The following is a 22,685-nucleotide window of genomic DNA, read 5'->3' as shown; positions in this document are numbered from 1 at the left end:
ATTTATGAGTTAGATTTCTTATAAAGAGTTTCGTCTATTTTATCATAGATATCAGGATTGTGCTTTTTAATTTTAATTTTAATATGTTTTGAGGCAGGCATATTACTTCCTTTTACGGTGTTGTGAATTGAAACCAATACATTGGTTTCAGGGAAGTAAGTAACTGTGTTCTTTTCAGGAATAGGATATTCAACAATAATAAATAGTGGAGCAATACGCTCTGTGTCATTATCATAATTATATAAATCTACCTTATCACCAGATTTAAAACCAGCTTTTTCTATATCGTTTTTATTCATAAAAACTACACGACGTTCATTATAAACACCACGATAACGATCATCTAAGCCATAAATAGTAGTATTAAATTGGTCGTGTGTTCTTACTGTGGCCATTAAAAATTCATCTTCGGCTAATGTGTTTTTAGGCAATGTTGTAATCGAAAAAGGAACGCGATTGCCATATTCTTTTGTTTTAAAGTTTCCTTCACGAGCATTGTTGGGAAGATAGAATCCACCTTTTTGTTTTACACGAACATTGTAGTTTTCAAAACCAGGAATACATTTTTCAATATCATCTCTAACAGCATCATAACTGTTCATGTAACGATCCCAATCAACTACACTTTTGCTTCCTAAAGTAGCTTTGGCCATTCTACAAACAATCTGTGTTTCGTTGATAAGCTTGTCAGAAATAGGTTTTAATACTCCTTTAGACCACTCGACAATTCCCATTGCATTTTCGGCGCTTGTATATTGATGTTTATGGTTAACCATATCAATTTCACTTTTAGAAATGGTAGGTAAAATTAAAGCCTCTTTACCGTGAATTAAGTGAGTTCTATTAAGCTTAGTAGAAACTGAAACAGATAAATATAGTTGTCTTAATCCGTTTGCTGTATAGGTAGTATCGGGCGTAGCTGACAAGAAATTCCCTCCCATGCTAAAGTGTACTTTTATTTTTCCTTCATTCATTGCCTTTATAGTGTCTACCACGTCATAACCGTTCTCTCTTGGTGGGTTAAAGCCAAAAACTTTTTCAAGTTTGTCTAATTGTTCTTTGGAAGGATGATTGTTAATTAACATGGTTCTGTTTCCTTGCACATTGCTATGCCCTCGTACAGGACAAGAACCTGCTCCGGGTTTACCTATACTACCTTTTAAGAATAATAGGTTTAGCACTTCTTTTAAAATATCAACTCCGTTAGGTTGTTGTGTAAGTCCCATTCCCCAGCAAATAATAATTCGATCTTTGTAAGCAAGCATTTCAGCAGCTTTTTGAATAGCTTCTTTAGAAACACCAGCTATAGTAGCTAATTCATCGATGTTGTAATGTTCAATTTGCTGAATCAACTCTTCGTAGCCTACCGTTTTATTTTTAATAAAATCTTGGTCGAAAACTTTACCAGGTGTTTCTTTTTCAAAATGTAACAAGAGTTGTTCGATAGCTTTTAACAAAGCTAAGTCCCCATTAATTCTAACAGGAAGGTATAGATCGGCAAGTTGAACTCCATTTCCTAAAATCCCATTTATTTTCTGAGGATCTCGGAATCCCATTAACCCAGCTTCAGGAAGTGGATTAACAGCAATAATTTTAGCACCGTTCTTTTTTCCTTTTTCTAGAGCGCTCAACATTCGTGGTGAGTTTGTTCCAGGGTTTTGCCCGATAATTATTACAATGTCAGTATCATAAAAATCATTTAAAGTAGCAGTTCCTTTTCCAATACCTGTTGTTTGAGCTAGGGTGAAACCAGAAGTTTCATGGCACATGTTAGAGCAATCAGGAAAGTTGTTGGTTCCAAATTCGCGAACAAAAAGTTGATAAACAAAGGAAGCTTCATTGCTTGTTCTTCCTGAGGTGTAAAAAGCAGCATTATCAGGAGATTCGAGTTTGTTTAAGTGTTCGGCAATTTTACTAAAAGCATCCTCCCAACTTATAGGCTCGTAGTGGGTACCGCCTTTGGGAAGATACATAGGTTCAGAAAGACGACCTAAGTGTCCGATTTCATAATCAGTTAATTGAGATAAATCATACACGGAATTTTGTTTGAAAAAATCTGCAGTAATTCTTTTACTAGTGGCTTCTTCAGCTAAAGCTTTGGCACCGTTTTCACAGTATTCAGCAATAGGAGAACGTTCATCATCAGGGTCAGGCCAACCACAACTTGGACAATCAAAACCATCAAACTGATTCATTTTAAATAGCGCTTTCCCTCCTCGAATCAACGTTTTTTCGTCAATAAGGTTTTTTATAGAATGTTTTACAGCAGGAATACCCGCAGCCCAATCTTTTGGCTTACCTGTTCTTAAACTTAATAATTTATAAGGAGGTTCTGCAGAAGCTTGTTTTTTAGATGTATTGTCCATGTTTTTTCTCTAATCTTAAGAAGATAAAGTTAAGAAAAAATAAAGGAGATTGTAGTGGGTTGAATGATTTTGTATTTAGATTTAGGAGGCAAGCCTATAAGGAACTTAACTTTTAAGGGAAACTTTTTTAAGTAGCTCTTTTTTCTTTTTTGAGACTTTTGAAAGTCGGATAAGGTGGTTTATTCCAATAACGACTAAGATGGAAATACATGCAGCTGTTCCTAAAGCCCCTCCATAACCATTAAAAAAATCAGGACTAAATGTATATACGAACCCGAAAACTATTCCTGCGAAAATAATTGAAATATAGTTTCGAGTAAGCTTGCCAGAAGTCATGCCAACAAAAGAAGCCCCAAAAAACACCCAAGGAATTTGGTTGGTTATATCTTCTGAAAACATCTTAGGAAAAAGAAAGCAAAAACCAGCTACAATAAGCGTTAATAGGGCAGAAGCACGTACAGGTCCCTGTTTGTATTTGGTACTTACTAAAAAGGTTAAAAAAGCTCCAAGTGTACTTGTTAAGTATATTGATATTGTTGTAAGCATTATGAGAGAATTAACAATAATAAAGATGAAATAACAACGCTACCAAAAGCAAGAGTACCTAATTTACCACCAACTCCATGAAATAGGTTTTTTGAAAGCATGTAAAAAATACCAGCAATAATGCCGGCAATAATTATAAAGCTATAATCGATAGCAACGTGTTTTTGCGACATTCCTACAAAACAACCACAGTACATAGCATTAGGTATGTTTTGTAAAACGATTGATCTTTTATTCAAATTGGGTAAAAAAGAAGCAATGGTACCAATAAGTGCTGCAGCCAAAACAGTATTCAATTGAGTAAAAAGATGTAGGTAACTTGTAAGTACAGCGCCGGCTATGACAAAAATCATTACATAAAATGGTTCAAAATTTACTTCTTTAATTCTAAAGAACTTTATATAGGTGTAAATTAGGAGTGTAGTAATAAGTGTTGTTAAAGATATTACCGTAAAAACAGTTTTATGTTCTAGCAATAACGCAGCAATAAAAGCGAATTGAGTAAGAACTAAAAAAATGATAGAAAAAAAGTGAAAATATTTTTGTCTCAAACCTGAGGAATACTGCTTTAAATAGTATTGCAAATTTACGACATATACAGCGATTTCTCAATTAATTTCCTTGAATTCTAACCCAAAGATCATTTACGAGTTCTTTGGCTTTTTCTCTATCTCTAGGAACTTCTTTTATAACCAATTTATTATTTTCTTCAGTTATTTTGAAGCTAAAAGCAAACTGTTGAAAATTTGGAGCTACACTAAGCAGTCCGAAGCGCAAATCATTTAAATATAAAGCATTGTCTTTTTCTAAAATAGTATACCAACCTTTAGTAATCTTTATAAGTCGTTTTACAGAAATATCATCTTTATAATCACCTAGTAAATGATGATTTTTAGGATAGGAGTAAAACTCAATCGGTTTGGTGTCAAAAAAAGAATAATAACCAATCAGATATGCATCATCTGTCTCAACATTTGCAGACCATAAAACAGTGTTAAAAGGAGTAGGTTTGGTTTCTAACTCTTTATAAGCTATCCCTTGTTCTTTTAAAGCATGTGTAAATTTAGTATAAGTAATTCCTTTGATAACAATAGTAATTGCCATGTAAGAACTACTTACAATAAGTCCTAAGTTGTTATACTTTCTTCTTTTTACAGTTCCTTTACGTTGGAACATTGCCATTAGTAGAAATATTAAGAAAGGCAGTGTGTATAAAGGATCAATAACAAAAATGTTTTTAAAAGCCAATCGAATATCGAGAGGCCAAAAAAGTTGAGTTCCCCAAGTGGTATGTGCATCTAGAATTGGATGCGTAATAAATCCCCAAAACATGAGTTTAGCCCACTCTTTGGTGGAGGCTTTTTTTTCATACAAAGAAATGAGCCAGCCGAAAATCCATCCAAAAACAATTGCAAAAAGAACAGAATGTGTAAAACCTCTGTGTATTTCAAGTGCGGTAACGGTATTAAAAAGCTTACCAATATACACATCCAAATCAGGAATTGTACCCGCAATAGCACCGTAAAGCATTGCTTTGTTACCAACTTTTTTTCCTAATACAGCCTCTCCAACTGCTGCACCCAAAACAATTTGCGTAAGTGAATCCATAAGGCAAAAATACTTATAAAACGACTAGTAAATAGAACGATAGTATTCATCAATCCATTTCGTTGGATATGTACTATACAAGTCGTTAAGTAATAGCTTGTTTGCTTTCGAAGTTTTAAAGTCTTTGTAAAAGCTTCCAAGAACCCAAACGGTTTCTCTAGGCAAACTTGTTTTATGATATGCTAGAAGAATTTGTTTAGAGGTACTAGAAGCGTCAACCAATAATAAAACCAATGCCCCAGCAGTTTCGAAATTGAATTGATTAAAGAAGGGAGTCATTTCTTGAGCTCTTTTTAAAAGTATAGGGTTTTCTAAGAAAAGCGTAGCTTTTAACTTTTTTCGTAAACTAGGATAACTGGTATAAGAATTAACTTTGGTGATAAACTTTAAGGTTTCTAAAAACTCGTTGTAGGATGTATTGTACAGGTTTTCTATGTCATTTGGTGAAGTAATACCAAAAAGGATAAATACTTTACTAGGTTTTAAAACATTGATATTGTATCCTTCTCCAAGAGATAATAGTGTTTTTTCAACTCCTCTTAAGAAAAGAGGGTAATTGTCTTCTCTTACCTTTACTACAATTCCTAATCTAGCGGCATGAAAATAAGCATCAATTATTTTTTGCTTGTCAATTCCCTTGAGGGCTTTTGTCAATGTAGCGTTAATATCATAATGACGGGAAGGATAAAATTGACCTTGAAATTTATGGTGCAAAGCTTCGTTTTCACTTTCGATAAAGAGATCAATAATTTTACTTGTAGTAAGTTTTCCTACGGATTGATATTTTTTTTCTTGTAATTTTATTTTTCTGTCTTTTTCCATGAGTATAAATTGAGTCTCGACTAGTAAAATTATAAACCTCAGTGAAATGAAAATAATCTGTTTTATAAACGTAGTAAACCGTTATAAATTTGAAGTAAAAATAGAAGAGTATTTTTAACTGAAGTTATAATTATAACAAGAAATCATCAAGTAAACCCTTCGTTTAGATTAGGTGATAAAATTTTATTCTATACTTCAAACTTTGTGTTTTGGTTTTTACACTCTAACCTAATCATCTATTATTTTTAAATAAGAACTAGAATAAGTATTAGTTAAAAGCTATTAAAATTAATTTTACTAGATTTAGTTCCGTTATTTTGCTATAAACCAGTAGAAAAATTTTATGAAATTCATCAAGTATATTCTTACATTAGTTGTTTCCATCATTTTTATTGTAAATGTTCAGGCTCAAAACAAAAAAATAGATAGCCTTAAAACTGGATTAGAAAATAATAAAGCAGAAGATTCTATAAGAGTTAATCTTTTAGTACGTCTTTATTATGAGATTCAAGATTTAGAAAATGAAAAAGCTAGACTATTATTGAATGAAGCCGAAACAATTTCAAAAAAAATAAATTACGCTACAGGTAAAGCAGATGTTATCTACTACAAGGGGTATATAGATGTTAACAAATCTAAATACAAAGAAAGCATTCTGAAATTTAAAGAAGCGATTAAATTATACAGATCTTTAAATAATAGGAAAGGAGAATCTTATGCAAACAATGGTATAGGAATGGCTTATTATTATCAAAGTGATTTTTCCAATGCTATAGTGTATTATAAAAAATCCGCAGAGATAGATGAATCACTAAATGACTTAAAAGGTGTTGCTGGAAGTTTAAATAATATAGGTAATATCTATGCTAATCAAGGAAATTATGTAGAAGCTATTCGTAATTATACTAGATCTAAAGAATTAAAACTAAAAGTCAAAGATACTATGGGTGTTGCAAGAGCATACACTAACATTGGAAGCATATTTGGAGAACAAGGAAATTACCCTAGAGCACTAGAGAATTTTAACACAGCAGTGGGTATTTATGAAAAGTTAGGACTATCTAACTATACAGCAAGATTAATGTTGAATATGGGAATGGTTTATAATAACCTTGGCAATATTGAAAAAGCATTAATATATGTAAATAAAGCTTTAGAAGTGGCTAAAAAGCAAAATAGTCAAGTGACTATTGCTATATGTTTAAGCCTTAAAGGAACTATTTATAAAACCCAGTTAGACTATATAAATGCTTTAGAACAATTTCAAAAGGCTTTACAAATACGTCAAACAATTAACGATAAAAGAGGAGTTGGTATAAGTTTGAATGATGTAGCAGATGTTCAAATTTTAGTACGACAAGAAGGAAAAGCTTTTAAGAATTTCAAAGAGGCTGGGATTGTGAATAAAGAAGTAGGTTCTCCAATCGGTTTATGTCGTTCCTACTTAGGGCTAGCTAGGTGTTTCAACTTTCAGAAGCAATATCAGAAGGCGCTCAATTATGTCTTGAAAAGTCAAGAAATAGCTATTGAAATGAAATTACTAGAACTGCAAAAAGAAACCGTAGAGCTTCTTTCTATAATTTATAAAAATACAGGTGATTATAAAAAATCTCTTACAAACTATCAGCAATACAAAATATTAAATGATAGTATTTTCAATAAAGAGAATATTGAAAAAATAACTCAAATAGAGTATGAGTACAAATACAAACAAGCCTTGGATTCAGCCAGTATTCGAGAATTAAAATTAACCAAAACAGTACTTGATACTTCTCAAAATTTAAAAAAGTCACAACGTAATTTGTTGTTAGGTATCGTCGCTTTTTTAATAACAACGTTGGTTTTAGGTATCATCATTCTATTCTTAAAACTGAGGAATCAAAAATCAAAAACACAAAATGTAATCATGGAGCAAAAATTGTTACGCTCGCAAATGACGCCGCATTTTATTTTTAATTCACTTTCAGTTTTACAAGGCATGATTTTGAACAAAGAACAGAAAAAATCGGTTTCTTATTTGTCTAAGTTTTCAAAACTACTTCGAACTATTTTAGAAAATTCTCGAGATAGAACTGTATCACTTTCTCAAGAGTTAATAGCTGTAGAAAACTATTTAGCACTTCAAAACTTAGAAAACGAATCATATACTTATACTATTTCTGTAGAAGAAGATATTGAGACATCGCTTTTTAAAATTCCTCCAATGCTTATTCAACCATTTGTAGAAAATGCTATAGAGCACGCTTTTGTAAATCTAATAGGAAATAGAACCATTAATATTGAGCTCAGTTATTCTAACCAAGAGTTAATTTGTGTTATTAAAGATAACGGTGTAGGTCTAGAGGATTTAAAGAAAGATAAAAATCAAGACAAAAAATCATTATCGACAACGATTACTTCAGAGCGATTAAAAATACTATCGAAAGACTTTAAAATGAATGGTTCTGTTACTATTGAAGATAGAAAAAAATATAATGAACAAGGAACTGTAGTTACGTTGACAATTCCTTATATAAAAATAGAAAGTATTGAAAACATTAATAATAGAGGATAAAGAATATATTAGGAAAGGTTTGCAAAATCTATTACAGTTACTTGATACTGAAATAACTGTATTAGGTGAATGTGAATCCGTAAAAGATGCCGTAGTAGTTGCTAATGCCTGTAAACCTGAATTGGTTTTTTTAGATATCAACCTTACCGATGGTACAGGGTTTGATTTTTTAGCACAAACCGAAAACCTCAATTTTAAAGTCATCTTTATTACTGCTTATGAAGAGCATGCCTTACGTGCTTTAAAAATAGGTGCGGTAGACTATCTACTAAAACCTGTTGATATAGATGAATTACAAACAGCACTTCAAAAAGTAGCTCATCTTCCAATAGACCGACAAAAACAACAAGTACAAGTAGCAAAACAAGCATGGAACAATGAAGATTCAAAGATAATTTTATCATTACAGGATAGTTTTCAAGTAGTAGATTTAGACGAACTGTTATTTTGCGAATCAGACAAGGGGTACACTACATTTTATTGTAGTGACAATAAAAAATATATGGTTTCAAAAACCTTAAAAGAGTTTGAAGAACGTCTGTGTAAAGCCAATTTTACACGTCCGCATCAATCTTACATGGTTAACTTAAAATTCATAGATAAATATGATAAAACTGGAGTTATTCATTTAAAATGTGGTAAGAAAATACCTGTGTCTTCTCGGAAAAAAGAACATTTTTTACATACTTTTTTAAACTGGACAAATAATTAACTTCCTGTTTTACGGATATTTTATAAAGTATCGCACTTATTTATTCAAAAAACCCAGAAATAGATTCTCTATTTTCTACTTCACTTTAGCTACATACTTTTAGTCGTGTAATTATAAAAAACACGAAAATGAAAGTAGTAAAATTCATAGTAATCATAGCAGTATTTACTTTGTTGGTTTCTTGCGGAAATTCGACAAGCAAGCAAGTGGCCAATAAAGAAGGGTTTGCCGCTATAGAAAAAGAGGTTAAAAGCGAATTTGGTAATAATGCATATTACACAGATGTAACGATTACTTACAATAAATCTATAGGAAATATTATAGGAGTAACTGTTACCTCAGCTCCTGAATCTTTAAAAATGGGACAATGGAACCATATGCAAGATAACTGGAAGCAAAATTCAGAAATCTCATTAGAAGTACCTCAGGGAAGTAAAGCAGCAGACTTCATGTTTCAATTAAATAACAAAATCAACTTATCTAAATTAGGTGAATTGGTTGAAAAATCGAGTACGCAGTTAACTGCTGAAAAAAGTATAGAAAATCCTGTTTTAAACATGGCGTATATCAAGTTTCCAAAGAATGGGGATGTGACTAAAACCGAATATGTAGTCATGTTAAATCCTGAAAACGGAGGTACAACATTTACATTCAGATATAAATTAAATGGAGATTTTATTGAAATGGATTATTAAAATATAATAAACTTAAAAATTAAATAATATGAAAAACGTAATCAAATTTACCCAAACACTACTTTTATTAGTATTGATAATAGCTTATGGTTGTAGTAAAGACGATAACCCAATTGTTATTAATCTTCAAAACTTAGAGGTTGCAATAGATGAAAATCCTTCTGTAGGACAAGTTATAGGAACCGTTGAAAGCGATAATAATGCATCTTTAACGTTTAGTATTACTTCACAAACACCCAATGGTGCTCTCGAAATAAATGAAAATACAGGAGAATTAACTGTTGCCGATGCTACCTTATTCGATTTTGAAACAAATCCTACAATTACGGCTACCGTTGCTGCAGATAAAGCTCAAAATACCGCTACGGTAACTATTACAGTAACCAATACAAATGAGTTAAGCGTACAAGACTATACTACGACTGTTGATGAAAATCCTACTAATGGACACTCACTGGGCATAGTTCAAGCAAGCGGTGATGCAACACTTGGCTTTAGTATTGCTTCTCAAACACCAGTGGGAGCTTTAAGTATTGATGCTTCTACAGGAGAGTTGACCGTTGCCGATGCTGCTTTATTCGATTATGAAATCAACCCTGTTATTACAGCTTCAATTTCTGTGGATAATTCTGGAAATACACAAACCCTAACAGCAACCATAAATTTAGAAGACCAACATGAAATTGGTGAGTATAAGTTTGGAGGTGTCATCTTTTGGGTTAATGCATCAGGAGATGAAGGTATGGTATGTGCTGTAAGTGACCAAAGTACAGGAATTCAATGGTGGAATGGTACAAATGTTAGTACAGGTGCTACAGCATTAGAAATTGGAACAGGACAAGCAAATACTACAGCCATTGTAAATGTTCAAGGAGTTGGTTCTTATGCGGCACAAATTTGTAATGATTTAAGTTTAAATAATTATGATGATTGGTTTCTGCCAAGTATAGATGAACTTGAAGAAATGTATAATAATAAAGAAATTATTAATGAAACTTCTCTTCAAAATTCAGGAACTGCTATTGAAGAAACTGCTTTTTGGTCGTCCGCTTATTGGAGTAGCACTGAATCTAGTGATGGTGTAGCTAGGATTCTTAGATTTTCTGATGGATATAATAGTTTCTTTAGTAAAGGAATTAATAATTTAAATGTGAGGGCTGTTAGAGCTTGGACAGATTTTTAATATAACACTCTAATGATAAAAAAATCGTAGAAAACATTTTCTTTATACGATTTTTTTATTCGCTTTTAAAGCGAGTTACTTAACAATACAAATTTATAATTATGATAGATTTTTTATCGCAATACCCATTGGTAAAATGGATTCTAGTAGGATTTGGAATTCTTTACTTTTTAGACAAATATGGCATTTTTAGTCCCATAGATAATTTAATAAACCTCATAGGTAGGTATAAATTTAAAAGTCATGCACATTTAAACGATCCAAAGCTTAAAGAAGTAATAACCTTCTTTAACAAAAAACAGTTTAGTAATGTAGAGCAAACTTTAAAAAGTATGAATTCTAGCCAACGTTCGTTTGCTTTTGAAAGTTTGGGACAATATGGAGATATCAAGATAAGTGACGAATGGATTGCTAAAGAGCCTAGTAACGATTTACCCAAAATAATTAAAGGATATCAATTAATTTATAAAGCTTGGGAAATTCGCGGTCGTGGAACTATTGACAGTGTATCAAACGAAAAGTTAGCATCTTTTAAAAAACACCTAAAAAAGGCAGAAGCTATTTTAATTGAAGTTAACAATAAAAATAGCATTTTTAAAACCAATGCTGTTGCTTGTTTATTAGTTATTTATAAAGCTATCGATGCAAATAGACAATATGTGCATCAACTTTTCGAAAATGTGATAAATGAATTTCCAGAAGATGCTGAATTGCACAAAAATTATTTAGCATTTGTATCACCTAAGTGGGGAGCTAGCGTTGAAGAATATGAAAATTATTTAAACCGTATAAATGAATGGTCGCCTTTTATTCAGCAGTTAATATTAGCTCAATATTATTTTGATTTGAATTATTTTCACGACTATCAAGATGCTGAAGGGAAAATAGAACAATTAATGGCTGAAGTTAAAGCAACGCCAATTGAAAATACTAATTTGCATCGATATGAATTGTATAAGTTGCTGTATTGGACAGCTAGTAACCTGGGTATGATCGAATATGAAGCATATTATAAAGAAAAGGCATTACCTTATTTAGAAGATTAACCTGTTTGGAAAATTGAAAAAACTAAAACAACTTTTTGCTTATATGTTATGGACAATAGTTTCCATAGTGTTAGGTATAACGTATATGCGGATTGTTTTAGGGGCTAATAATATACCTAAAGAAGGATTGGGCTATTTAGCTCACATGTTTTACAATTGGGGACTATTTCATGTAGGCTTGATAATTGGATTTGTAATTACGTTGTTATTTATTCTTTTGGATGTTTTTTACCTAAAAAAGAAGTCGAAAAATAATGGTAAACTAATTTCTATTCAGTTTGGAGCTCTTATGATAGTTACTGCTTTTGTGATAGTAGTACATTACCTGTTAGAAAAAGTGATTGATGTAATTTAAAAACAGTAAATGACCAACAAACAACTATATAAAACCCTATTAGAATTTGCTAAACAAGGTAATTGTTTTAACGAAGAAGTTAGAAAAGTATTATTTGCTTTTAAAGACTCTGAGGGAACACAAAATATAGCTATTGAAATATTAAAAAAAATAAAAATAGAACATCCAGCCAACCAAACCCTGCAAGACGGAGCTGATGATATTTTAGATATAGTTACAGGATATTGTAATGCTACAATGCGTGTTTGGGAATAAATAAGTTAGTAAAATGGAAATACTTGTTATCATTTATTTATTCTTATTCCTTGGTGTAGGCATATTCCTGCTCTATAAAATATTAAAATGGGTTGTAACTAAAAAAGTAAGAGTTCTTGGAGCATTATCAATACTTCTTATTGCAATTATTAGCATTGCCATTTATCAACTATTCATTGTAAAAATGGAATTTATCCAATCTGAAATATATTCAGATTTATATCTAGTTAAAAAACCTACAGAGAATAAGAATGCTTTGAATAAGTCAATTAAAAACTTTGTAAATCAAAAACTTGCAGAAACAAAAAACATAGACACTAATTATTCCTTACGTTTTTATGAGTACACAAAAAACTGGAATTTATTAGTGTTTGGGGATTATGGTACTGCCTATTTTATAGAAAATGAAGAGGATTTAGGAGGATTTTCGGTAGAGGATTTGAATATGTATCAAAAAGAAAAATTAGCCATCTTACAGATTTACTCTTACAAAAAAGACAGTACACAACATTATGGGATATTGGAATACTATGAGAAAGGTTATCCTGTAAAAACAGATACTCTTACATTACAAAAAAAATAGATTTAAAATGAAAAACATTTACATACTGTTCATACTAATGTTTCTCTCTTGCGCTCAAAAGACCAAAGAAAACAAGGGAGAATCTATCGAATTCGAAACTCCTGTAGATGTGGCTGTTGAAATTGAAAATGCTGTAGAAGCAAAAGCAGATGAAATTGAAGCAGCAGCTCAATCTCCCTCAGAATATTTTCCAACATTTAGAGAAGAACTACAAAAACTAAAACTAAAAAGCGTTCCTTTGGTAGATAGTACTTCGTTTGGTAACCTTACACACAAGGGCGATTATCAAAAAATAAATACAGAAGCATTAAAGCTTGCTAAAGTTTATAAAAACTGGAAAGAACTCAAATCTAATTACCGTGCCATTGATGCATACCGATTAAAATTGTCTAAAGATTTTTATACCGTAGTAATAACAGCATTACAAAGCGATGAGGTAATAGAATCTAGACTTATAAATTATGACTTAGAAGGCAATGTGATTGCTTCTGAAATGATAGCTTATGATGAGCTTGTTGAAAGCTGGGTTCGAACAAAATCAACAATAGAAACAGATCGCATTACCATCAATTATCAATATAGGGTAAGCAAAGAAACAGGTTTTGTTAAAATTGAGCCCAACGGAAAATTAAGAATGTTAAACATCAGTGATATATTTTATGAATTGGTAATAGACGAATTAAATATAAACCGCTCTAAACTAATGCCAGTTTTACAAGCATTTAAAATACTGCCCAACCGTCCACATGAAGCGATTGTAGTTATTCCTGAAATTGTTGAAGGAAGCGAAGAAGAACATTATTTTACATTCAACACACATATTGCCTACGTTAATATGGAAAACAAACAAGTGTTATTTCACTATTTTGAAAGCTCGAAAACCAACGGTTGGGTTTCAGATGCCATAATGCTAACAGAAATAATTATAGACACCGCACCATATACTATTACAGAAAACGAGCGTGCCTTTGGTGTTAAAACCCATTTTGTTGGTAGTTCGCGCGCAAATCCTTATGAAAATGACCGTCTTTCCTTGTTTATAATAGAGAATAATAGCTTACAGAAAGTCTTGCATAATTTTGAAGTAAAGAAAGGTACAGGTGAAATTAATGGAGGTTGTGATGAAAGATATCTCCTTGAAGAAAAAACACTCATTATTTCTGAAGAAAAAACAAATGCGTATTTTGATATCGTTATAAAGAATAAAATAACAAATAGCTTACTTTTTAAAGACGAAAATGGAGATTGTGATGAGAAAGATACCATTTTTACTAAAACATTGGTGTTAAAATTTGATGGAAAAACCTATAAATAAATATATGAAACTAAGCGAATCATTTAGCGGAGCACTTAGAACCTTTGCTTATTTTATGGCAAGCGGTACACATTACCAGTTAAAAGGTATTGATTATCTTAAACTTTATGGCGAAGAGCCCAGTGCAATTGAACAAGCCTTTGCCATTTTTGCCAATGTCATAGAGCTGGATGAAAATGGAGAAGTACTCAATGCAAAACATGCCGAAAAAAGAGCGGTAGATTATATTCGTTCGTATTGTGATTCTAATTTTAAAGTAACGTTTCCCTACGAAGACTGGGAATTAGAGTTGCATTAATTTCTAAAAAAAATGAAAAATAAAATTACACCATTTTTTTTACTGGCTATTTTACTGAGTCTTAACTTAACCTCTTGTAAAAATAAATCAGAAAAACCTATTAAGACAGAAAGCAACACAGTATTTAAAGTAGAAACAGATAATAAAGACACTATAAAGTATTCAGAAGAAGAAAGTAAGACTCTTGATAGTTTTAAAAGCCGTTTAAGGCCAGATGAACAATTAGAACTCAAAACAATTTATACCGATACTGTAACTTTTTTAAGTTACGATGATAATTATGATTATTGGTGTTTTTTAGCTAAAAAAAATAAGGATACTGTACAAGTAATGTATCAGGATATTTCGATAAATGAATTAGTGAAAGGAGATATAATTTCCATAAAATGGGAATTAAAAATTTTACAAGAAGCGGGGGATGAAGATGTAACATACTTAAAACCGTATTTAGTTTCATTTAACAAAATAAGTTCAAGTATATCTGCTAATAAAAGCATAAAAGTTTTATGGCGTGACACGGTGTATGACGAAGAATTAAAAACAGATATTAACACCATAGTACTTAATAAAGATTATCAAAAAAACATCACTGAACCCGAAAGAGCTGCTTTAGGTTTTGTTGCAACCTTTGTAGGGAACGAATGCGAATGGAGGAGTGGAAAACCTGATCAAAATAGAACTAACCTAGCGTGTAAACTTCTTTCTTATTTAAATTTGGGGTATCAATGTTCCGACAAGCATTTAGATTTCTTAAACCAATGGTTTTTAAAAGATACAGTATCATTAAAAAAGCTGAAACGTTGTCCTACCATACCTAATGGTGCTACCGTACAATCTACGTTTGATGAAATCTTGATGGAAACAGATATCGAAAAGCAAACAATTGTAATAAGCTATAAAGTTAGTGTGATAAACGTTCGAGAAAATAGTGTAAATCGCTATACGAAAATAGATACGTTTCAATATAATTCAGAGGGAATTCGATTGATCAATTCAGAAAAAAAAGCAAGAAATTCCTTTGTCGTCTCTTGCGGTTCTGGTTGTGCAATGATTTACTCAGAAAACAAAATAGTAATGAATCGTAATACCAAAGAAATAACATTCAAAATAGAAGTATTAGTGAATGAACTATTATCAAAGGAATATGAAGAAACTTATCGCTATTCTTGCAACTCTTCAAATAACAAGGCAGAAATAAAATTAAAGGGAGATGACAAAGTTAAAACCGAGAAGCTACCTTTAGAGGTACTGAAACAACTTAAACTATACATTCCTAAATTGTGCTCAAACTAATACAGTATGAAGACCTTACTTAAAGCAAAAAAACTCACCTGTAAAGAACCTGAACCAGTTAATGGATTGGTTATGCTTTTTAGGCTAAGTGTGGATGTAGATAAAGAATGAATAGCCAAGTCTTTACAAACATTGCAATGTGTAGAAGAGCATACTATCGAAAAAAAATTAGGATACCAATTAGTTAATATAAACGAGCCCTTAAAACAAGTATGAGATATTTAAAGAAGGTAACCTTAAAGGTTTAGACTATGATACTTGTTAAAAAAAGATTAGTGCTATACAGACTATTTTTGATTAAAAAAGTTATGAAATATTTATTAATAAAACATGTAAATGTAACCGATATAGTAATTTTTGGTACCGTATCTGATCTCTAAAACAATAAATATTGACAGGTGAAAAACATTATCTTACAATTAATAGTGCTTTTATTCCTAGTTAGCTGTACTTTTCCAGTTAACAAAGAAAAATTGGTGATTGAATTGGTTGACATGCGCATCATTCCTAGTAAGCTGGTACAAGTCATTAAAATAGGAGATTATGAAATTGCATATCAAGATAAAAGTACGTATTCAGATAGGTATCATTATCCCAATAATTACGCAATAGGTAAAGTAAACACCCAAAAAAACGACTATAAATATGTTACACACGTAAATGGAATTTCAGCAGTTGAAGAGTTTAAATATATTACGACTATTCTTGAAACTTTTGCAACCGATTCAACTTATGTTAGTGTAATTCTTAAGGAAGAAGAGAGTGTTAAAGTCAATATTTATAGAAAAACAAAAGAGTCTAAGTCAAAGTTTGTAATGTGGAAAAAGATACAATCTTCATACAAAACAGTTATATTTGAAACCGTCGAACTTGTCAATATGCATCGATTTAAAAACTGAGGAATGACATTACATAACCCCATACCAAGATAAAAGAGAAACAGAAAAGATTATTGCAAAATCTGAGAGTGGTATATTGTATACTACCATGTAGAGGAATTGCTTTTACGGGAGGTAATTTTAAACCAACGACATTTCATAATCAACACATTTTAAACTCTATTAAGTATCTACAAGCGTTACTTTAAAATTATTTTTTACATTTGCGTTGAATTAGAAATATACTATATATTTTATGATGAAAAAATTGCTTTTAGTTATCATTGCTTCAATGATGATATCGTGTAATGTATTACCTAAAAAAAAGACCTTACATTTAGCTTCTTCTCCAATTGAGTTAGGGGTAATAGGAGAACAAAAAAGATCGATACAAAAAACAGCGTATCGTGTTTTTGGTATTCCCAGATATAAAACAAGAATTAAAGTAGCTGCGGTTATTCAAAGTTTTGATAAAACAACGTATAACAGGTATATAAAATCAATACAGCAAACTTCAAATGCGAATACAATAACGTATATAGATTCTATAGCAGAAAAACCAAAATTTATCGAACTACAAATTATGGACAAGGTTGGGGTGATAAGCGCTCTAAATAATGAAAATCCTGAAGTTTATAAGTATATAAAAAGTAATTACACAAGCTCATTAGTATCAAAAGTAAGAGTTGTAGTTACACCTTCAAACCTTGAAAAGATAAGAAAAACAAATGCGTTTTATTTGCAAACGCTTAATAATAAAGAACAGTATTTAATGCTATACCAAAATGGTAAACTTATAGATAAGCTAAACTTATATGGTATGGTAACGTTTGGATATGATCTATCATCATTTTGCTGGGAGTTAACAGATAGAAAAAAACTAAAAATTGGGGCTTTGTTAGACGAAGGAGAAAATTGTAATGAGAACACCAATAGAAACCCGAATAAGCTATTAGAACAATTAACTGAAAGTAGCTTTAAGTTTTAATAGAAGTTAGAAAAAGAAAAACAAAAATTGTTTATTATGAAAAAATACATTTTTATAACAGCGTCTATATTATCATTCTCTTTACACTCACAAACAACTGAATTAACTGCTTTAGCGGATAATGTTTGGAATAGCACAGATGAACCTAAAACGTTTTCAAAAAAACTTCAATTATCTTTTGTTAGACCAGTTAATGGTTTTCTTTCTTATGGAACAGTTTTAGCAGGTGGAAGTTACTCAACAACACAAGACGGTGGTACATTTCAATTATATTTTCCTTATGGGGAAGGAATAAATGGAGGTAATGCTCCTAAGATTAGGCTAGGAAAGTATAACAATCAAGGATGGAGTAATTGGGAAACATTTTACACATCTGCCAATGCGAATAAGAGTACTATAGATTGGAATGTAAAAGTACTTAAAGCAAATAAACTAATTTTTGATAATTCTCATTCTAATCCTAGCGCTTCGCCAAATAAAATCACTTTATGGCAAGGAGGAGACAACAACTATTTTGGCTTTGGAATTAGTAGTGGAGATTTGGATTATTTTAGCCAACATAACCATCGGTTTTATACAGGCTATAATGGTACTCCCGGATCAGAAAAGATGGTTATTAAGTCTGATGGAAATGTAGGGATAGGTGTAATATCCCCTGCTGAAAAACTACATGTAGAAGATAATGGAGATAGTAAAATAAAAATATCTACTACATCAACAAGTAATTCAGCTGGGATTACTTTTCAAGGTAAAAGAGCTACAAGTGGTAATTCAACACATTATATAGGAACAGAAGGGGTTAGTCATTTTAATTTAGGAATTAATGCAGATGAAAATTTATTATTAAAGACTAATGGGATTGAACGTCTTACTATAAGAACTAATGGCAATATAGGAATAGGTACGACAAATCCTGATGTTAAACTAGCTGTCAATGGAACTATACATTCAAAAGAAGTAAAAGTAGATTTGGTAGGTTGGCCAGATTATGTTTTTGAAAAAGAATATAATTTACCAACACTCAAAGAAGTAGCAAAGCATATTAAAGAGAAAGGACATCTACAAAATATACCAAGTGCAAAAGAAGTGGAAAAGAATGGAGTAAAGTTAGGAGAGATGAATAAGAAGTTACTTCAAAAAATAGAAGAATTAACCTTGTATACACTTCAACAAGAAAATAGGCTGAAAAAGCTAGAAGAAGAAAATAAAAATTTAAAGGATAAAACCAACAGAATAGAGGAGCTAGAAAAGAAAGTTGCTACTATTCTTAACAATATAAAATAAGATTTTGTGATAAAAAGAATTAGTTTTATAGTGCTATTCGTGATATCTGGAGTTGTTTTTTCTCAAAGCAACAATGAAAGTATACGAATTTCTACCTTAAGAGACCAGCTTAATGAGTTAACTACTAAAGTACCAGGATTATTAAAACCTGTAGATTTTAATATAAGTAAGTCTCAATTGCCTACTTTTATTAGAGCAGTAGGAAAGGATAGTGAAGTTAACATTAGTGTAGATGCACAATTGTCAAACATCAATTTGACACACTCATTTTCTAACGCAAAAGTTATAGATGTATTGTTGTACTTGTGTAAAGAGTACAATTTGACTATAGAATTAACAGGAAATATTATTTCACTTAATAAGTTGCCTCAGCAAAAGGAAGAGGTAAAAAAGTACGTGCCTAGAAATATACCCGTTACTTATGATAAAAGTAAAGATCTTTTTTCAATAGACTTACAGAATGATACTTTGTCTATAGCGTTTAAAAAAATAACAGATGTTACTGGGAAAAATTTAGTGTTTTCACCAGGGCTTGGCTATAAAAAAATATCTGGATATATAAAAGAAAAGTCATTTGAGAGTGCTGTAGATAAATTAGCGTTTTCTAATAATCTTACGGTAACAAAAACTAAAGATAATTATTACTTATTTGAAGGTTTTGTAGATAATACTGTTTCAAAAAATGTAAGAGATACTAGAAAGACACAAGTTAACCCTAGACCAGCTAGGTATAGAAATACCAATTTTTATTTTAAGATCTTAGATTCTATAAGTAAAAAATTAGAGGTAGATTTTGAAAACGTAGCTATTGAATCTGTTATTAAGGATATTGGGTATGAATTAAATGTAAATAGCTTTACAAATATCCCATTAACAAATATTGGAACAGCTTCGGTAAAAGCAAGTGAAATTAGTTATGATAATTTACTAGAGAAAGTTTTAGAAGACACAGAGTATACTTTTAAAATAGAAAACAATATTTATTTCTTTGGTAAAAGAGAGCAAAACTCCTTAAGGAATTCGGTTGTTATCCCGTTAATGCATAGGTCGATTGAAGTAATGAACCAACCGATGCAGAGTAGAAGAAGTAGTGCAAATTTTGGAAGTAACTCAAGTTTCTCTCAAAATAGCTTGTACAATAATAATTCTTCTTTTAATGGAGGGCAAAACTTTAACAGTCAGCAATCTAGGGGAGTGGGTAATAATTATCAACAAAGAATAAACAATACCGGTGGACAACCTTTTAGTAGTCATCAGTCTAAATCAGAAGCCTTAGTAAATATTTTACCTCAAGAATTAATTAAAGACTTAGAGGTTAAAACAGATATTGAACACAATGCATTTGTTGTTACTGGAGATCAGCAAAAAATAGAAAAATTCAAAAGTTTTATTAATAGAATAGATAAACCAGTACCTGTAATTTTAATAGAGGTTATGATTTTAGAGGTAAACAAAACCAATACATTAAATGCAGGAGTAGAGTTTGGATTGGCAGAGAGTGAAGTTAAAGACGGTGGAAAAATTTTTGCATCAACAGACTTAACCTTAGGAGCAGCATCAATAAATAAAATAATAGGAGGTTTTAATGGTTTTGGAGCATTAAATGTTGGGAAAGTTACTCCAAACTTTTATGCACGTATCCATGCTATGGAATCTAACGGAAACGTAAAAGTAAGGTCAACGCCAAAACTTTCAACTCTTAATGGGCATAATGCAACATTATCTAACGGAGTAACATCGTATTACGCGGTAACAAGAAGAGATGTAATAGGTTCGCAAAACCCGCAAACAACGGAGATAAAGAATTATTATCCAATAGACGCAAACTTGTCAATCTCTATTAGACCATTAGTAGCAGGAGATGAACAAATTACATTAAGCGTGAATGTGCTACAATCTAGTTTTAATGGAGAACGTATTGATGCGGAAGCACCTCCGGGTATGAACTCAAGAGAGTTTACATCAACAGTAAGAGTTAAAGATCAGGATGTAGTAATCTTAGGGGGATTAGAAGAAAATGTAAAGAAAAATTCTGGATCAGGAGTTCCTTTTTTAGCAAGAATTCCCATAATAAAATGGCTATTCAGTAAAAGAACACGTACTGCATCTAAATCAAGATTATCTGTACTGATAAGACCTACCATTATTAAATAAATGAAATTTAGTAATTTAAAATACGGAAATATTTTTACAGCAATTGAATTTACTTTTGATGCTGAAGGTAATGAATGTATAAATTATTTAAAATTACAGAAAAAAAAGAATGAACTTATAGTTGTAGAAACTGTCTCTTTTACAAAATTAGATGAACTATTAATGTTTGCAAAAGATACATTGGTACCTACTTGTATCGTTTTTAATAATAAAAATGTAATTACAAAATTAGTCTCATTAATTTCTTTGTCAGGTAGAAAAAATGAAGTAATTCAATCTGCATTTCCCAATATAAGTACAGATGATTTTTTTTATGAAGTATACAAAGGAAAAGAAAAAGGATTAGTATCTATAGTTAGGAAGGAATACGTTAACAAACTACTAAGGCTTTTTAAAGAAGCTAAAATGAATATTGTAGCTTTTTATTTAGGAAACGGGTTAGTAAAAAATATATTTTCATATATTTCAAAAGAGGTTATTTATACTTCTAATTCAAAGATTTATTTTGAAGGAAATGAGTTTTTAAGTATTGAAGAAAGTAAAGGAAATAGCAAAGGATATGATGTAAATGGTGTAGAGTTATCATGTGAAAATTTACTAGGCTTTTCTTCAATTTTATATTTTTTCTTTGACGTAATAATTCCTATTGAATCTAATAAAGAAAGTTGTGTAAAAGCTCTAAAAGAGGAATTCGTAAAAAAAAGATTGTTTTCTAAAGGACTTATGGTCTCTTTAATTTTCCTTTTTCTTTTGTTTCTAGTCAATTTTCTTTTTTTTAGTCATTATACTACCGAAATTCAAAAAGTAGAAGGAGAATTATCATCATTAAAAGATAACAAAGACTTTATTGAAGAGCTTAAAACAAAACGAGAAGGAAAAGCAGCATTAATTAATAATTTCAACTCTGTATTGGAATCTAAAATTTCATGGTATGTAGATGAAATTGCTTATAGAGTACCAAGTAGTATTTTGTTAAAAGAGATAACTTTTCAACCATTACAAAAAAAGATAAAAAAAGAAAAAGAAATTTTATATAAGAAAAATGTTTTTGTAGTTGAAGGAGAAGCTGTTGATAGTTATGAAATATCAAAATGGGTCGATGAACTAGCTAAATTAAAATGGGTTGATGATGTTGTTGTAAATGATTTAGAAAACAAAACAAGGCAAAAAAACTCTTTTACATTATTTATTACAATTATTAATGAAAAAGAATAGTTCAAATACAAATTTAATACTCTTAGTTACAGGCTTTGTAATGGTGCTTTTGATTAGTTATCCGTTTACGATAAAAAAAACGATTGATTTAAAAAACAACTATAAAAAAGAACAGCAAAGGCTAAAATATGCGAAAAATGCTGATAAACTAATTAATACATTAGTGCAAGAGAATGTGTTTTTAGATTCAATATTAAAAGTGAATGATTTACAAGTTAATGCATCATTTCAACAGTTATTACTGAATAAAATAACAAAATATACGCAAGATACTTCAAGTCTAAAACTTACCTCTTTAAGTTCACCGCACAAGTTCGAATCAAAACAAATCAAAGAAACTTATGTTATTGAAGTTCAAGGAAGTTTTACAACATTATTATCGTTTTTACATTATTTAGAAAATCAACGGTTAGGTGAGGTAACTTCTATAACTTTTATAAAAAATAAAAATTATAGAAAAAACACTTTTGAGTTGTTTCTGAAAATTTATTTACAAAAAGTAAAAACAAAGTGAAAAATAGTTGGGTAAAAAGTA

The 22,685-nt window shown here is 30.7% G+C and carries 22 protein-coding genes; 17 read left to right on the top strand and 5 right to left on the bottom strand.

All coding sequences use genetic code 11. The annotated features are described in order from the left end of the window. Positions 1–2 precede the first annotated feature (2 nt). From V1T75_RS02545 to V1T75_RS02525, 5 genes are all read right to left on the bottom strand, one after another. Positions 3–2,366, bottom strand: coding sequence for an FdhF/YdeP family oxidoreductase (locus V1T75_RS02545; protein ID WP_330487002.1), 2,364 nt, complete (start codon positions 2,364–2,366; stop codon positions 3–5). A gap of 105 nt (positions 2,367–2,471) precedes the next feature. Further along, complete coding sequence (locus tag V1T75_RS02540) at positions 2,472–2,912, bottom strand: hypothetical protein (RefSeq protein WP_330487001.1); 441 nt, start codon at positions 2,910–2,912, stop codon at positions 2,472–2,474. Then, positions 2,912–3,463: a hypothetical protein gene (locus V1T75_RS02535; protein WP_330487000.1), complete on the bottom strand. Its 552-nt coding sequence runs from the start codon at positions 3,461–3,463 to the stop codon at positions 2,912–2,914. Before V1T75_RS02535 ends, V1T75_RS02540 begins: the two co-directional genes overlap by 1 nt. A 61-nt stretch (positions 3,464–3,524) precedes the next feature. Continuing rightward, positions 3,525–4,520: a metal-dependent hydrolase gene (locus tag V1T75_RS02530; RefSeq protein WP_330486999.1), complete on the bottom strand. Its 996-nt coding sequence runs from the start codon at positions 4,518–4,520 to the stop codon at positions 3,525–3,527. A 24-nt stretch (positions 4,521–4,544) separates the two neighbouring features. Next, positions 4,545–5,342 (bottom strand): hypothetical protein, encoded by a 798-nt coding sequence (locus V1T75_RS02525; protein ID WP_330486998.1) that lies wholly within the window; start codon positions 5,340–5,342, stop codon positions 4,545–4,547. A 343-nt stretch (positions 5,343–5,685) separates the two neighbouring features. On the opposite strand from V1T75_RS02525, the gene V1T75_RS02520 reads away from it, so the two are divergent. From V1T75_RS02520 to V1T75_RS02440, 17 genes are all read left to right on the top strand, one after another. After that, on the top strand, positions 5,686–7,896 hold the full coding sequence (locus V1T75_RS02520; protein ID WP_330486997.1) for a tetratricopeptide repeat protein: 2,211 nt from the start codon (positions 5,686–5,688) through the stop codon (positions 7,894–7,896). After that, positions 7,871–8,608, top strand: coding sequence for a LytR/AlgR family response regulator transcription factor (locus V1T75_RS02515; RefSeq protein WP_330486996.1), 738 nt, complete (start codon positions 7,871–7,873; stop codon positions 8,606–8,608). The genes V1T75_RS02520 and V1T75_RS02515 overlap by 26 nt, the downstream gene beginning before the upstream one ends. A gap of 128 nt (positions 8,609–8,736) precedes the next feature. Further along, on the top strand, positions 8,737–9,303 hold the full coding sequence (locus tag V1T75_RS02510) for a hypothetical protein (protein ID WP_330486995.1): 567 nt from the start codon (positions 8,737–8,739) through the stop codon (positions 9,301–9,303). 28 nt (positions 9,304–9,331) lie between these two features. Beyond that, entirely contained in the window at positions 9,332–10,486 is a 1,155-nt protein-coding gene (locus tag V1T75_RS02505) for a cadherin domain-containing protein (protein WP_330486994.1), read from the top strand. A 101-nt stretch (positions 10,487–10,587) separates the two neighbouring features. Next, positions 10,588–11,532 (top strand): hypothetical protein, encoded by a 945-nt coding sequence (locus V1T75_RS02500; RefSeq protein WP_330486993.1) that lies wholly within the window; start codon positions 10,588–10,590, stop codon positions 11,530–11,532. Positions 11,533–11,545: 13 nt separating this feature from the next. After that, a complete protein-coding gene (locus V1T75_RS02495) occupies positions 11,546–11,887 on the top strand; it encodes a hypothetical protein (protein WP_330486992.1) in 342 nt (113 codons plus the stop codon). A gap of 9 nt (positions 11,888–11,896) precedes the next feature. Next, positions 11,897–12,142, top strand: a complete 246-nt coding sequence (locus V1T75_RS02490; protein WP_330486991.1) for a hypothetical protein — start codon at positions 11,897–11,899, stop codon at positions 12,140–12,142. A gap of 13 nt (positions 12,143–12,155) precedes the next feature. After that, a complete protein-coding gene (locus V1T75_RS02485; protein ID WP_330486990.1) occupies positions 12,156–12,725 on the top strand; it encodes a hypothetical protein in 570 nt (189 codons plus the stop codon). A 7-nt stretch (positions 12,726–12,732) separates the two neighbouring features. Further along, positions 12,733–14,040: a hypothetical protein gene (locus tag V1T75_RS02480; protein ID WP_330486989.1), complete on the top strand. Its 1,308-nt coding sequence runs from the start codon at positions 12,733–12,735 to the stop codon at positions 14,038–14,040. A 4-nt stretch (positions 14,041–14,044) separates the two neighbouring features. Continuing rightward, on the top strand, positions 14,045–14,338 hold the full coding sequence (locus tag V1T75_RS02475) for a DUF7677 family protein (protein WP_330486988.1): 294 nt from the start codon (positions 14,045–14,047) through the stop codon (positions 14,336–14,338). Between the two features lie 12 nt (positions 14,339–14,350). Next, the gene (locus V1T75_RS02470) at positions 14,351–15,631 is read left to right on the top strand and encodes a hypothetical protein (RefSeq protein WP_330486987.1); all 1,281 of its coding nucleotides are present in this window, start codon (positions 14,351–14,353) and stop codon (positions 15,629–15,631) included. A gap of 398 nt (positions 15,632–16,029) precedes the next feature. Continuing rightward, positions 16,030–16,530 carry a hypothetical protein gene (locus tag V1T75_RS02465; protein WP_330486986.1) on the top strand — a complete coding sequence of 167 codons (501 nt, stop codon included), beginning with the start codon at positions 16,030–16,032 and terminating at the stop codon, positions 16,528–16,530. A 235-nt stretch (positions 16,531–16,765) separates the two neighbouring features. Then, positions 16,766–17,497: a hypothetical protein gene (locus V1T75_RS02460; protein ID WP_330486985.1), complete on the top strand. Its 732-nt coding sequence runs from the start codon at positions 16,766–16,768 to the stop codon at positions 17,495–17,497. Positions 17,498–17,533: 36 nt separating this feature from the next. Then, on the top strand, positions 17,534–18,781 hold the full coding sequence (locus V1T75_RS02455) for a hypothetical protein (RefSeq protein WP_330486984.1): 1,248 nt from the start codon (positions 17,534–17,536) through the stop codon (positions 18,779–18,781). A gap of 6 nt (positions 18,782–18,787) precedes the next feature. Further along, positions 18,788–20,935, top strand: a complete 2,148-nt coding sequence (locus V1T75_RS02450; RefSeq protein WP_330486983.1) for a type II secretion system protein GspD — start codon at positions 18,788–18,790, stop codon at positions 20,933–20,935. Then, positions 20,936–22,150 (top strand): hypothetical protein, encoded by a 1,215-nt coding sequence (locus tag V1T75_RS02445; RefSeq protein WP_330486982.1) that lies wholly within the window; start codon positions 20,936–20,938, stop codon positions 22,148–22,150. After that, entirely contained in the window at positions 22,137–22,664 is a 528-nt protein-coding gene (locus V1T75_RS02440) for a hypothetical protein (RefSeq protein ID WP_330486981.1), read from the top strand. Before V1T75_RS02445 ends, V1T75_RS02440 begins: the two co-directional genes overlap by 14 nt. Positions 22,665–22,685 lie beyond the last annotated feature (21 nt).

The organism is Tenacibaculum sp. FZY0031, from assembly GCF_036350695.1.
In the GTDB taxonomy this organism is placed as follows: Bacteria; Bacteroidota; Bacteroidia; order Flavobacteriales; family Flavobacteriaceae; genus Polaribacter.
This window is presented reverse-complemented; position numbering and strand designations above follow the sequence as displayed.